We start from the raw sequence: 12,982 nt of genomic DNA on the forward strand, positions 1-12,982 counted from the left end.
CCGAGGACGAAGCCCAGGCCTCAGACGTTGAAGCCCAGGGCGCGCAGCTGCGCGCGGCCGTCCTCGGTGATGCGCTCGGGGCCCCACGGCGGCATCCAGACCCAGTTGATGCGGAAGCCGGCGACCAGGCCGTCCAGGGCCTGCCCCGCCTGGTCCTCGATGACGTCGGTGAGCGGGCACGCCGCGGACGTCAGGGTCATGTCGATGACCACGTGGTTGTTCGGGTCGATCGCCACCCCGTAGACCAGACCGAGGTCGACGACATTGATCCCGAGCTCGGGGTCGATGACGTCGCGCAGCGCCTCCTCGACGTCCGCCGCGTTCGGGATGCTGGTGGCCTGTGCGCTCATCACGCCTCCTCCGTGCTCGTGGTGCTCGTGGTGCTCGTCGTGCTGGTTCCTGCCTGGAGCAACGCGTCGCGCAGCGCCATCCATCCCAGGAGGGCGCACTTGACCCGTGCGGAGTACTTGCCGACACCCGTGAAGGCCGTGGCATCCCCCAGCCGGTCCTCGGCGGCCTCGTCCTGCAGGCCCTCGCCGCGCGTGTGCAGCAGGGCGCGGAAGTCCTCCCCCAGCGCCTCGACCTCGGCGACGGGAAGGCCCTCGACGAGCTCGGACATCACCGAGATGGACGCCTGCGAGATCGAGCAGCCCTGCCCCTGCCAGCTGACCCGCTCGAGCGCGCCGTCCGGGGCCAGGTGGACCCGCAGGCGCACCTCGTCCCCGCAGGTCGGGTTCACCTGGAACGACTCCGCCGCGTACGGCTCGGCGAGGCCCTTCCCGTGCGGGTCCTTCGCGTGCTCGATGATCAGTTGCTGGTAGAGCTGCTCCATCGCGCCGCTCATGCCGCGCCTCCCAGTCCGAAGAACGGCCGGACGGTGGCCAGGGCGGCGCCGAACGCCGCGACCTCGTCCGCGGTGGTGTAGACGCCCGCCGACGCGCGGCTGGTCGCCGCCACGCCGAAGCGGCGGTGCAGCGGCTGGGCGCAGTGGTGGCCGACGCGGACTGCGATCCCGGCGTCGTCGAGGACCTGCCCGACGTCGTGCGCGTGCACACCGTCGACCACGAACGAGACCACGGCGACGCGGTCGCGCTGGTCTGCCGGACCGACCAGCCGCACGCCCGGCACCGCGGCGACGGCGTCCAGCAGGAGCCGCGTCATCTCCGCCTCGTGCGCGGCCACGGCCGCCATGCCCAGCTCGCGCAGGTACCGCGCGGCCGCGCCCATGCCGACCGCCTGCGCGACCATCATCGACCCGGCCTCGAAGCGCTGCGGCGGGGGCGCGAACGTCGTGGACTCCATGGTCACGACCTCGACCATCGACCCGCCGGTGAGGACCGGCGGCATCGCGTCGAGCAGCTCGCGGCGGCCGTACAGGACGCCGACGCCGGTCGGGCCGTACATCTTGTGGCCCGAGAACGCGGCGAAGTCCACGCCGAGCGCACCCAGGTCGACCGGCAGGTGCGGCACGCTCTGGCACGCGTCGAGGACGGTGAGCGCACCCACCTCCCGCGCCCGTGCCACGAACGCCGCGACGTCGGCCACGGCGCCCGTCACGTTCGAGACGTGCGCGAACGCCAGGACCTTGGTGCGCTCGGTCACGACGGTGGCGAGCTCGTCGGTGCGCAGGCGACCGTCGTCGCCGACGCCGATCCAGCGCAGCGTCGCGCCCGTCCGGGCCGCGACCTCCTGCCACGGCACAAGGTTCGCGTGGTGCTCGGCCTCGGTGACGACGATCTCGTCGCCCGGGGCGAGCGCGAACCGGCGGGCGGCGGCCCCGCCGCGGCCGGCCGTCGCGTTCGAGATCGCGTAGGCGACGACGTTGATCGCCGCCGTCGCGTTCGAGGTCCACACGATCTCGTCCGGTCGTGCGCCCACCAACGCGGCGACCTCGGCACGAGCGGACTCGTAGGCGTCCGTCGCCTCCTCGGCGAGCTGGTGCGCGCCCCGGTGCACGGCGGCGTTCCGCTCGGAGTAGAAGTCCAGCTCGGCGTCGATCACGACGTCGGGCTTCTGCGAGGTCGCCGCCGAGTCCAGGTAGACGAGCGGGCGGCCGCCGCGCACCGTCCGCCGCAGCAGCGGGAAGTCGGCGCGCACCGCGGCGAGCTCGCCCGCGGACAGGTGCGTGCCGGCCCTCGGGTCGAGGGTGGTGGTCATGGTGACCTCCGTCGCTGGTGGGTGGTGGGTGCGGGCGGACGGCGCCGGTGGCTCAGGCGCTGGTCGCGAGGAACCGGTCGTAGCCCTCGGCTTCGAGGCGCTCGGCGAGCTCGGGCCCGCCCTCCTCGGCGATCCGGCCGTCGACGAACACGTGCACGAAGTCCGGCTCGATGTAGCGCAGGATCCGCGTGTAGTGGGTGATGAGGAGCACACCGACGTCGCCGCCCGCCTTCACGCGGTTGACGCCCTCGGACACGATGCGCAGCGCGTCGACGTCCAGGCCGGAGTCGGTCTCGTCGAGGATCGCGATGCGCGGCTTGAGGAGCTCCATCTGGAGGATCTCGTGGCGCTTCTTCTCGCCGCCCGAGAAGCCCTCGTTGACGTTGCGGTCGGCGAACGCCGGGTCCATGCGCAGCTGCTCCATGGCGGTGCGCACGTCCTTCACCCAGTGCCGCAGGGCGGGCGCCTGGCCGTCGATGGCGGTCTTGGCGGTCCGCAGGAAGTTCGAGACGGAGACGCCGGGCACCTCGACCGGGTACTGCATCGCCAGGAACATGCCGGCGCGCGCCCGCTCGTCGACGGACATCGCCAGGACGTCGGCGCCGTCGAGCGTCACCGAACCGCTGGTGATCGTGTACTTCGGGTGGCCGGCGAGCGAGTACGCGAGGGTCGACTTGCCCGACCCGTTCGGGCCCATGATCGCGTGGGTCTGGCCGGACGACACCGTGAGGTCGACGCCACGGAGGATCGACTTGGCGCCCTCCTTGGTCTCGACGCTGACGTGCAGGTCGCGGATCTCGAGCGTGGACATGTCTCTCCTCAGGCGATGGTCACGTCGACGTCGACCAGCACGCGGTCGCCGTCAAGGGTCACGGGGTACACGGGAACGGGCTTGGTGGCCGGCAGCGCGAGCGGCTTGCCGGTGCGCAGGTCGAACGTCGAGCCGTGCAGCCAGCACTCGATCGTGCAGCCGTCGACCTCGCCGTCCGAGAGCGACACCTGGCCGTGGCTGCAGATGTCGGAGATGGCGTGGAAGTCGCCGTCGGCGTCGCGGACGACCGCGACCTCGACGGGGGCGCCGTCGGCGCCGTCGAGCTCGACCCGCATCGCCGTGCCGACCGGCACGTCCGCGGTCATGCAGGCGAGCTGCGCGGTCACGGCAGGACCTCCGCGTCCGCCACGGGGGCGGCGGTCGCGAGCGCGCTCATCGTGCGCTCGAGCTCGGCCTCGATGGCCGCGATGAGGCGCTCCTCGACGGCGGGGACGCCGATCTGCTGGATGAGCTCGGCGAAGAAGCCGCGAACCACCAGGCGGCGCGCGTCCTCCTCGGGGATGCCCCGCGCACGCAGGTAGAAGAGCTGCTCGTCGTCGAACCGGCCCGTCGCCGACGCGTGACCCGCGCCCTCGATGACGCCCGTCTCGATCTCGAGGTTCGGCACGGAGTCCGCGCGGGCACCGTCCGTGAGCACGAGGTTGCGGTTGAGCTCGTACGTGTCGGTGCCTTCGGCGATCGCCCGGATGAGGACGTCGCCGACCCAGACGGCGTGCGCCCCGGCGCCCTGGAGCGCGCCCTTGTAGGCGACGCGCGAGCGGCACGACGGCACGGCGTGGTCCACGAAGAGCCGGTGCTCGAGGTGCTGACCCGCGTCGGCGAAGTACAGGCCGACGCCCTCGAACTCCGCACCCTCGCCCGTGAACTCGACGTCGGGCGTGATGCGGACGACGTCCCCGCCGAGCGTCACGACGATGTGCCGGACGTGCGCGTCGCGGCCCAGGCGCACCCGGTGCGAGGACGCGTGCAGCGCGCCCGCGTCCCAGTCCTGGATGGACACCAGGGTCAGGTGCGCGCCGTCCTCGGCGACCACCTCGACGGTCTCGCCCAGTGCCGCCGGGCCGACGTGGTCGATGACGACGACCGCCTCGGACAGCTCTCGGGCGTGCACCAGCAGGTGCACGGCGGAGGCGTCCTCGTTGCCGGGCACGCCCTCGACGCGGATGCTCACCGGCTCCGACGCGACGGCCTCCCGGCCGACGGTGACGACCGTCGACTCGCGGAAGGACGCCCAGGCGACGGCCGCCGCGCGGTCACCGGGCCGGCCGGCGGTGCCGAGGCGAGCGTCGTCCCGGCCGACGATCTCCACGGAGACCTCCGGCGGGTTGACGACCGTGACGAGGGCGCCGGACCCGGCCAGCCCCGCACCGGCGGCGTCGAGCAGGGGCGCCATCCGGTCGACCGGCGCGAACCGCCACTCCTCCTCGCGCCCCGTGGGCACGGGGAAGTCCGCGACGTCGAACGACGCGAGCCGCGCGGCGCGCGACGCCTCGGGCACGCCGCCGCGGCCGTGGGTGTGCGCCGCGTCGGCCTGCGCGCGCGAGTGGTCGGTGGACAGGTCTGTCGTCATTCCGGTCTCCGGTTCGGGGGTCTTCAGGGTGTCGGTCGTGGGCGCACCGGTCGTCATCAGCCGACCGACCCCTCCATCTGGAGCTCGATGAGGCGGTTGAGCTCGAGCGCGTACTCCATCGGCAGCTCGCGCGCGATCGGCTCGACGAAGCCGCGCACGATCATCGCCATCGCCTCGGTCTCGGGCATGCCGCGCGACATGAGGTAGAAGAGCTGGTCCTCGCTCACGCGGGAGACCGTCGCCTCGTGGCCCATCGAGACCTCGTCCTCGCGGACGTCGACGTACGGGTAGGTGTCCGAGCGCGAGATCTGGTCAACGAGCAGCGCGTCGCACAGCACGTTCGACGCGGAGTACTCGGCGCCCTCGAGGACCTGCACGAGGCCCCGGTACGAGGTGCGGCCACCGCCGCGCGCGACCGACTTGGAGATGATCGAGCTGGACGTGTGCGGCGCGGCGTGCACCATCTTGGCGCCGGCGTCCTGGTGCTGCCCCTCGCCCGCGAACGCGATCGAGAGCGTCTCGCCCGTCGCGTGCTCACCCATGAGGTAGATGGCCGGGTACTTCATGGTCACCTTGGAGCCGATGTTGCCGTCGACCCACTCCATGGTCGCGCCCTCGGCCGCCGTCGCCCGCTTGGTGACGAGGTTGTACACGTTGTTCGACCAGTTCTGGATCGTCGTGTACCGCACGCGGGCGTTCTTCTTGACGATGATCTCGACCACCGCGGAGTGCAGCGAGTCGGAGGAGTAGATCGGCGCGGTGCAGCCCTCGACGTAGTGCACGTACGAGCCCTCGTCGGCGATGATCAGCGTCCGCTCGAACTGGCCCATGTTCTCGGTGTTGATCCGGAAGTAGGCCTGCAGCGGGATCTCGACGTGCACGCCCGGCGGCACGTAGACGAACGAGCCACCGGACCACACGGCGGTGTTGAGCGCGGCGAACTTGTTGTCGCCCGGGGGGATCACCGAGCCGAAGTACTGCTCGAAGATCTCCGGGTGCTCGCGCAGGCCCGTGTCGGTGTCGACGAAGATGACGCCCTGCTCCTCCAGGTCCTCGCGGATCTGGTGGTAGACGACCTCGGACTCGTACTGCGCGGCGACGCCGGCGACGAGCCGCTGCTTCTCGGCCTCGGGGATGCCCAGGCGGTCGTACGTGCGGCGGATGTCCTCGGGCAGGTCCTCCCAGCGGCTGGCCTGCTTCTCCGTCGAGCGCACGAAGTACTTGATGTTGTCGAAGTCGATGCCCGACAGGTCCGCACCCCAGTCCGGCATCGGCTTCTTCTCGAAGAAGCGCAGGGACTTCAGGCGCAGCTTGAGCATCCACTCCGGCTCGTTCTTGAGCGCGGAGATGTTGCGGACGACCTCCTCCGACAGACCGCGCTGGGCGGACATGCCGGCGGCGTCGGAGTCGTGCCAGCCGTAGCCGTACGTGCCGATCGACGCGATGATCTCGGCGTCGCTGCTCGGGGCGGCGGCGCCGACGGCGTCGTTGGTCTCGGTGGGTGCGGTCATCGGGTTCCCTCCGTGGTGGCGGCAGGTTCGGTCGGTACGGGGACGGTCGCCAGCGGGACGTGCGTCGTGCACACGTGCCCCCCGGAGGCCAGGGTGGACAGTCGCTGGACGTGCACGCCCAGCAGGTCGGAGAAGAGCTGTGCCTCGGCCTCGCACAGCTGCGGGAACCGGGCGGCGACGGCCTGGACCGGGCAGTGGCCCTGGCAGAGCTGGACGGCGCGGCCGCCCGGCAGCGGGCGGACGGACGCGGCGAACCCGTCGTCCGACAGGCGCTCCGCGAGGACGCCCAGGCGCTCGGACACGTCCGACGCGCGGGCGATGGCGTCGCCGTGGTGGCTGTGCATCTCGAGGACGCGCTGCCGGGCGAACTCGCGCACGGCCTCCTCGCCGCCCAGCCGTCCGACGAACGCGAGCGCCTCCGCCGCGAGGTCGGAGTAGGCGCTGGTGAGCGAGGCCTGGCCGCGGGCCGTGGCCACGTACCGCCGCGCGGGGCGGCCCCGCTGGGCGCGTCCCGGGACGGGCGAGTGGTGCTCGGCGATCTCCCCCGCCGCCAGCATGACCCCGACGTGACGGCGCACGCCGGCCGGCGTGAGCTCCAGGTCGGTCGCCAGCTGCACCGCCGAGACGGGACCCTCCTCGACGATCAGCCGCAGGATGCGCTGCCGCGTGGAGCAGTCCTCCTCCGAGGTCACGTCGGAGGTGGCGACGGGTTGGGTCACGGCTCCTCCTTCGGTGTCGGCGGCTGACGGTCGTCGACGGGCACCCGGGTGCGGGTGGACGCACGCGAGCGCCGACCCCGTCTTTATTTGGCAACATTGTCGTTGCTGAATTCGTTCCCCGCAACGAAGGCCATCCTCACTTCCGCCTCACGTCCGCGTCACGTCCCCACGGTCCCTAGACTGCGAGCGATGCCCACTCCCGCCGTCGAGGTCCAAGGCCTGGTCAAGCGCTACGACCGTCGTACCGCCGTCGACGGCGTCGACCTCGTCGCCCGCTCCGGCGCCGTCACCGCCCTGCTCGGGCCCAACGGCGCCGGGAAGACGACGACCGTCGAGTGCTGCACCGGCCTGCGCACGCCCGACGCGGGCCGCGTGCGCGTGCTCGGGCTCGACCCGCGACGCGACCGCCGCGCCCTGGCCCCGCGCGTCGGCGTGATGCTGCAGGACGGAGGTCTTCCCGCGGCGGTCCCCGCGGGACGCGTCCTCGCCCACGTCGCGGCGATGTACGCGCACCCCGTGCCGCTCACTGACCTCGACGCCGCGCTCGGGCTCGCCTCCTTCGCCCGCACACCCGTGCGCCGGCTCTCCGGGGGGCAGCGCCAGCGCCTGGCCCTCGCCGTCGCGGTGGTGGGGCGACCCGAGCTCGCGTTCCTCGACGAGCCCAGCGCCGGGCTGGACCCGCAGGCGCGCCTCGCCGTGTGGGACCTGGTCCGGGAGCTGCGCGACGCAGGCGCCGCCGTCGTGCTGACGACCCACCAGATGGCCGATGCCGAGGCGCTGGCCGACGAGGTGGTCGTCGTCGACGCGGGTCGCGTCGTGGCGTCGGGCACGGTCACCGACCTGGTCGGCCCGGCGCGGTCGGTGCAGGTCACTGTGGCCGACGCCGCCCCCGGCTCGCTCGACGCCCTCGCCGCCGACCTGGCTGCCGCGCTCGCGGGCCCCCGCGTGTCCCCCCGTGCCGACGGTGTCCTCGAGGTCGCCGCCGAACCGGACGCCGCCGTGCTGCACGCCGTCACGGGCTGGGCGGCGTCGGCCGGGCACCTCGTCTCGGTCGCGCCCGCGCGGCGCACGCTCGAGGACGCGTTCCTCGACCTGACCGGACGGAGCCTGCGGTGAGCGCTCAGCACGCCGCGGCGGGCGCTGACGACGGCGTCGGCGTCCTCGCCGTCGCCGGCGCCGCGCCGTGGCCCCGGCGCGTCCTCGCGCACGCCGGCTTCGAGGTCCGGGCGGTCCTGCGCAACGGCGAGCAGCTGCTGCTCACCGTCGTGCTCCCTGTGCTCCTCCTCATCGGCGTCGCACGCACCGACCTGGTCGACGTCGGGACCGACGACCGCATCGGCGTCGCCGCACCCGGCGCGCTCGGCCTCGCGGTGCTGTCCACCGCCTTCACGTCGCAGGCCATCGCGACCGCCTTCGACCGCCGATGGGGTGTGCTGCGGCTGCTGGGGACCACCCCCCTGGGCCCGGACGGGCTCCTCGCCGGCAAGGTCCTCGCCGTCCTGGTCGTCCAGTCGCTGCAGCTCGTGCTCCTCGGCGGCGTCGCGGCCGTGCTCGGCTGGCGTCCGACGGGGTTCGCCGCCGCCGCGCTCGTGCTGGTGCTCGGCACGGCCGCCTTCGTGGCGCTGGCGCTCGTCGTGGCGGGGACCCTGCGCACGGAGGCGGTGCTCGCCGTCGCCAACCTCGTCTGGGTGCTGCTCGCGGCCGGCGGTGGCCTGCTGCTCCCCCTGCACACCCTGCCCGACGGCGTGGCCGCCGTCGTCGCGTGGCTGCCCTCGGGTGCCCTCGGCGAGGGCCTGCGTACCGCCCTCGCCGGTGGGGGGCTCGCCGTCGGGCCGGCCCTCGCCCTGCTCGCCTGGGCGGTCGCCGGGTCCGCGCTCGCCGCGCGCCTCTTCCGGTGGAGCGAGTGACGCCGTCGGCGCCGCGTCCCGCGACGGCTACGGTTGTCGCGTGAGCACGACGACGCCCGCCGCCCCCGCCGCGCCGCCGACGGAGCCCGCGCCCGCCGCCCCCTCGTGGGTCCGGCGCCTGGCCTGGGCCAACCTCGCCGCGCAGATCGGCATCATCGTCACCGGCGGGGCCGTCCGGCTGACCGGCTCCGGCCTCGGCTGCTCCACGTGGCCGCAGTGCGAGCCAGGGCAGTTCACGCCGGTGCTGCACGAGGAGACCTCGTCGCACACGATGATCGAGTTCGGCAACCGGACGCTCACCGGGGTGCTCGGGATCATCGCGCTCGCCCTCGCGGTGGCGGTGTGGCGCGATACCACCCGCCCCCTGTGGTTCCGCCGGCTCGCGCTGGTGCCGCTCGGCGGGGTCGCGGCTCAGGCGGTCATCGGCGGCATCACCGTCCTCGCAGACCTGCACCCGGCGGTGGTGGGGCTGCACATGGTGGTCTCGCTGGTCCTGGTCGCCGCCTCCGCAGCCCTGCTCGCCCTCGACGGCGAGCCCCTGGGGCGGCCGCTGGTCGCGCGCCCCACGCTGCTCGCGGCGCGTGCGCTGCTCGCGGTGGGTGGCGTGCTCATGGTGCTCGGCACGGTCACGACGGGGGCCGGCCCGCACGGCGGCGACGACGAGGTCGCCTACCGCTACGCGGTCGACCCGGTGCTCGCCGCGAAGGTGCACGCCGCCGCCGTGTGGGCGTTCGTCGCGCTCGTCCTCGTCTGCCTCTGGCTGCTCCGCCGCGCGTCGGTGCCGGCCCGCACCCTGCGCGCCTGGTGGGTGCTCCTCGCCGCCACGCTCGCGCAGGGCCTCGTCGGGTACGTGCAGTACTTCACCGGCCTGCCCGAGGTGCTCGTCGGCGTCCACCTGCTCGGAACGGGTCTGCTCACCTCGGCGCTCACCTGGGCGTACTGCCGGCTGCCCCGCTGACGACGGCCACTAGCCCGGCAGCCCGATCTCCCTCATCGCCGTCCCGAAGGGCCCCGTCGCGTCCACCGAGAGCTGCCCTTCGCCACCCCGCGTGGTGACCTGCGAGAGCAGACCGTCGCGCCAGAAGTAGACGTTCGGACTCAGGGGTCCCGGAGCCGCCGGCTGCTCACCCTCCGCCAGCGCCGCCAGGTGCCGCACGGCCACGATCGCCTCGTCGACGCCCACGAGCACGTGCGCCGCGAGCAGGTGACGGTTCGGGACGGCGACGAGCACGCCGTGCGCCGGCTGCTCGATGCCGAAGTCCTGGGCCAGCGCCACCCCGAGCACCAGGAGCCTGCTCGCATGGAAGAAACCACCCATGCTCACGAGCACCTCGGCACCGGTCGCCTTGTCCACCCAGCGACGGGTCTGCTCCGCCCGCAGGGCAGCCAGGTTCGCCCGGCCGACCGCCGCGACGGCGTCCCAGCCCCCGAGCTGGTCGATCTCCTCGGACCGCACGAAGGTCGCGACGTGCTCGGGATGGTCCACGGCCGCCGCCTGGACGAGGTCCCCGCCGAGCGGGCGGACGCCGCCCGTCGACGGCAGGTCCGCGGCGGGGAGCACCCGCAGGAAGAGCGTGTCGCGCACGGCGTCGAGCGTCTGGGGCGGCGGCACGTCGAACGACGCGAGCATGATGCGGGCGTGGCGTGAGACGAGCTCCGCCCAGCGGGCCGCCGGCTCACCGGCGACGGTGCGGGCCAGGTTCGTCAGACCGAGCGTCCGGCCGTCGGCGAGCCGGAGGGCCGCGTTCTCGGGCACCGTCTCCAGTCCCAGCTCGGCGAACGCGGAGCGGGCGAGCGCGCGCAGGCGCGCCGCCTGCCCCACGGTGAGCGGTGTGAGGTGCGGATCGGGCAGACCGTCCCCCGAGGACGCCGTCCCCCGACGCCGGCGCCACCCCACCACGGCGATCAGCTCCGGTCGACCGGCCGCAGGTCGGTCCAACCGCGGGCCCGGCACGACGCCGCCGCCAGGACGCCGACGGCCGTCGACGGGTTCCGCAGGCGTCCGGCGAGGACGGCAGTCACGGCGTCGTCGAGCGGCACCCAGACGGGCTCCATGTCCGCCTCCTCGTCCTCGCGGTGGTGCCGCTCGGCGGCGGGCACCTCCGCGAGGCCGCGGGCCAGGTACACCCGCAGCGACTCGTCGCTGCCGCCCGGGGACGTCAGGTACTCCGCGAGGAGCCACCACTGGCTCGCGGTCAGGTCTGCCTCCTCGGCCAGCTCACGGCGCGCCGCCGCGACCGGGTCCTCGCCGGGCACGTCGAGCAGGCCCGCCGGCGGCTCCCACAGCTCGGCGCCCGCGGGGTGCCGGTACTGGCGCAGCAGGAGCACGCGGTCGTCGTCGTCGAGCGCGATGACGGCCACCGCGCCGGGGTGCCGGACGTACTCGCGCACCACGGTGCGGTAGGGCCCGAGCTCGACCGTCTCGCGGACCACGTCCCACACCAGACCGCGGTGCACGACGTCGGACGTGAGGACGGGCCGCTCGCCGGGGACGTCCGCCGGCGCGACGGCGTCGGACATCAGGCCTGGTCCCCCGCCGTCGACACGGCCTCGGCAGCCGCCTCAGGTGCGTCCCCGACGTGGTTCGTCGCCGCGTCCTGCTCGGCGTCGACCACGCGGGCCGCCTCGGCGCGGCGAGCCAGCGCGGCGCGGATCAGCCCGGCGAACAGCGGGTGCGGCCGGGTCGGGCGCGACTGGAACTCCGGGTGCGCCTGCGTGCCGACGTAGTACGGGTGCACGTCGGCGGGCAGCTCGACGAACTCCACGAGCGAGCCGTCGGGCGAGGTGCCGGAGATGACGAGCCCGGCCCCCTCGAGCTGCGCGCGGTAGGCGTTGTTCACCTCGTAGCGGTGGCGGTGACGCTCGCGCACGCGCTCGGTGCCGTAGGCCCGGGCGGTGACCGTGCCGGGCGAGAGAACGGCGTCGTAGGAACCGAGCCGCATGGTGCCACCCATGTCCCCGTCGCCCTCGACGATCGTCAGCTGCTCCGCCATCGTCGCGACGACCGGGTGCTCGGTGCCGGGGTCGAACTCCGACGAGGACGCGCCGGCGAGCCCGAGCATCGACCGCGCGTACTCCATGACCATGACCTGCAGGCCGAGGCAGATGCCGAGGGTCGGCACGCCCCGCGTGCGCGCCCACGTCAGGGCGCCGACCTTGCCCTCGATGCCGCGCACGCCGAAGCCGCCCGGCACGAGGATCGCGTCGACGCCGGCGAGCGAGCGCTCCGCGCCCTCGGGCGTCGCGCACTCGTCGGACGCGACCCACCGGATGCGGACCCGCGCGTCGTTCGCGAAGCCGCCGGCCCGCAGCGCCTCGCTCACCGAGAGGTACGCGTCGGGCAGGTCCACGTACTTGCCGACGAGTGCGACCTCGACGGTGTGCGGCGCGTTGTGGACCAGGTGCGTGACGCGGTTCCAGGAGCTCCAGTCCACGTCGCGGAACGGCAGGCGCAGGCGCTGCACGACGTACGCGTCCAGGCCCTCGCGGTGCAGGACGCGCGGGATGTCGTAGATGCTCGGCGCGTCCGCGGCCGTGACGACGGCCTCGACGTCGACGTCGCAGAACAGGGCGATCTTGCGCTTGGTCGACTCCGGCAGCTCGCGGTCCGCGCGCAGCACGAGCGCGTCGGGCTGGATACCGATCGAGCGCAGGGCGGCGACGGAGTGCTGCGTCGGCTTGGTCTTCAGCTCGCCGCTCGGGGCGAGGTACGGGACGAGGGACACGTGCAGGAAGAACACGTAGTCGCGACCGACGTCCTGGCGCACCTGACGCGCCGCCTCGATGAACGGCAGCGACTCGATGTCGCCGACCGTGCCACCGATCTCGGTGATGATGACGTCGACGTCGGGGCCCGCCTGGGCGCGCATCCGCGACTTGATCTCGTCGGTGATGTGCGGGATGACCTGCACCGTGTCGCCGAGGAACTCCCCGCGCCGCTCCTTGGCGATCACCGTGGAGTAGATCTGCCCGGTCGTCACGTTCGCCTGGGCCGACAGCGGCACGTCGAGGAACCGCTCGTAGTGGCCGATGTCGAGGTCTGTCTCGGCGCCGTCGTCGGTGACGAACACCTCGCCGTGCTGGAACGGGTTCATCGTCCCTGGGTCGACGTTGATGTACGGGTCGAGCTTCTGCATCGTGACCCGGAGCCCGCGGGAGCGGAGAAGCCGCCCGAGGCTCGAGGCTGTCAGGCCCTTGCCGAGTGAGGAGGCGACGCCCCCCGTGACGAAGATGTGCCGGGTCGGAGAGTCCGACCGCCCGGAGAGTCGATTCGCGCGATCTGCCAC

The 12,982-nt window shown here is 73.5% G+C and carries 14 protein-coding genes; 3 read left to right on the plus strand and 11 right to left on the minus strand.

Going from position 1 to position 12,982, the window contains the following annotated elements; genetic code table 11:
- Nucleotides 1-20: 20 nt before the first annotated feature.
- Genes AFE02nite_RS04485 through AFE02nite_RS04520 form a run of 8 tightly spaced genes read right to left on the minus strand, consistent with a single transcriptional unit; the run spans nt 21 to nt 6,789 of the window.
- Nucleotides 21-350, minus strand: coding sequence for a metal-sulfur cluster assembly factor (locus AFE02nite_RS04485; RefSeq protein WP_034244814.1), 330 nt, complete (start codon nt 348-350; stop codon nt 21-23).
- On the minus strand, nt 350-844 hold the full coding sequence (sufU, locus tag AFE02nite_RS04490) for a Fe-S cluster assembly sulfur transfer protein SufU (RefSeq protein WP_034244813.1): 495 nt from the start codon (nt 842-844) through the stop codon (nt 350-352). Before sufU ends, AFE02nite_RS04485 begins: the two co-directional genes overlap by 1 nt.
- Complete coding sequence (locus AFE02nite_RS04495; protein WP_034244812.1) at nt 841-2,157, minus strand: SufS family cysteine desulfurase; 1,317 nt, start codon at nt 2,155-2,157, stop codon at nt 841-843. The genes sufU and AFE02nite_RS04495 overlap by 4 nt, the downstream gene beginning before the upstream one ends.
- Before the next feature lie 52 nt (nt 2,158-2,209).
- The gene (gene sufC / locus AFE02nite_RS04500; RefSeq protein WP_034244811.1) at nt 2,210-2,968 is read right to left on the minus strand and encodes a Fe-S cluster assembly ATPase SufC; all 759 of its coding nucleotides are present in this window, start codon (nt 2,966-2,968) and stop codon (nt 2,210-2,212) included.
- A gap of 8 nt (nt 2,969-2,976) precedes the next feature.
- Nucleotides 2,977-3,315: a non-heme iron oxygenase ferredoxin subunit gene (locus AFE02nite_RS04505; protein WP_034244810.1), complete on the minus strand. Its 339-nt coding sequence runs from the start codon at nt 3,313-3,315 to the stop codon at nt 2,977-2,979.
- Entirely contained in the window at nt 3,312-4,559 is a 1,248-nt protein-coding gene (gene sufD, locus AFE02nite_RS04510; protein ID WP_034244842.1) for a Fe-S cluster assembly protein SufD, read from the minus strand. The genes AFE02nite_RS04505 and sufD overlap by 4 nt, the downstream gene beginning before the upstream one ends.
- Before the next feature lie 56 nt (nt 4,560-4,615).
- Nucleotides 4,616-6,070, minus strand: coding sequence for a Fe-S cluster assembly protein SufB (sufB, locus tag AFE02nite_RS04515; RefSeq protein ID WP_034244808.1), 1,455 nt, complete (start codon nt 6,068-6,070; stop codon nt 4,616-4,618).
- Entirely contained in the window at nt 6,067-6,789 is a 723-nt protein-coding gene (locus AFE02nite_RS04520; RefSeq protein WP_222594319.1) for a helix-turn-helix transcriptional regulator, read from the minus strand. The genes sufB and AFE02nite_RS04520 overlap by 4 nt, the downstream gene beginning before the upstream one ends.
- 189 nt (nt 6,790-6,978) lie before the next feature.
- Here AFE02nite_RS04520 and AFE02nite_RS04525 point away from each other — a divergent pair, with 189 nt between their 5' ends.
- From AFE02nite_RS04525 to AFE02nite_RS04535, 3 genes are read left to right on the plus strand one after another with little or no spacing between them, the layout of a single operon-like run.
- A complete protein-coding gene (locus AFE02nite_RS04525) occupies nt 6,979-7,905 on the plus strand; it encodes an ABC transporter ATP-binding protein (protein ID WP_034244806.1) in 927 nt (308 codons plus the stop codon).
- Complete coding sequence (locus AFE02nite_RS04530; protein WP_146819131.1) at nt 7,902-8,696, plus strand: ABC transporter permease; 795 nt, start codon at nt 7,902-7,904, stop codon at nt 8,694-8,696. The genes AFE02nite_RS04525 and AFE02nite_RS04530 overlap by 4 nt, the downstream gene beginning before the upstream one ends.
- Before the next feature lie 40 nt (nt 8,697-8,736).
- Entirely contained in the window at nt 8,737-9,654 is a 918-nt protein-coding gene (locus AFE02nite_RS04535; RefSeq protein WP_052113539.1) for a COX15/CtaA family protein, read from the plus strand.
- A 9-nt stretch (nt 9,655-9,663) separates the two neighbouring features.
- Here the strand turns inward: AFE02nite_RS04535 and AFE02nite_RS04540 are convergent, their stop codons facing one another.
- The 3 genes from AFE02nite_RS04540 to AFE02nite_RS04550 are packed head-to-tail and all read right to left on the minus strand — an operon-like array spanning nt 9,664 to nt 12,982.
- Nucleotides 9,664-10,596 carry a hypothetical protein gene (locus AFE02nite_RS04540; RefSeq protein ID WP_146819132.1) on the minus strand — a complete coding sequence of 311 codons (933 nt, stop codon included), beginning with the start codon at nt 10,594-10,596 and terminating at the stop codon, nt 9,664-9,666.
- A 5-nt stretch (nt 10,597-10,601) separates the two neighbouring features.
- Nucleotides 10,602-11,216 carry an NUDIX domain-containing protein gene (locus AFE02nite_RS04545; RefSeq protein WP_034244614.1) on the minus strand — a complete coding sequence of 205 codons (615 nt, stop codon included), beginning with the start codon at nt 11,214-11,216 and terminating at the stop codon, nt 10,602-10,604.
- Entirely contained in the window at nt 11,216-12,982 is a 1,767-nt protein-coding gene (locus tag AFE02nite_RS04550; protein ID WP_146819133.1) for a CTP synthase, read from the minus strand. The genes AFE02nite_RS04545 and AFE02nite_RS04550 overlap by 1 nt, the downstream gene beginning before the upstream one ends.

The sequence above is a fragment of the Actinotalea fermentans genome, assembly GCF_007991475.1.
In the GTDB taxonomy this organism is placed as follows: Bacteria; Actinomycetota; Actinomycetes; order Actinomycetales; family Cellulomonadaceae; genus Actinotalea; species Actinotalea fermentans.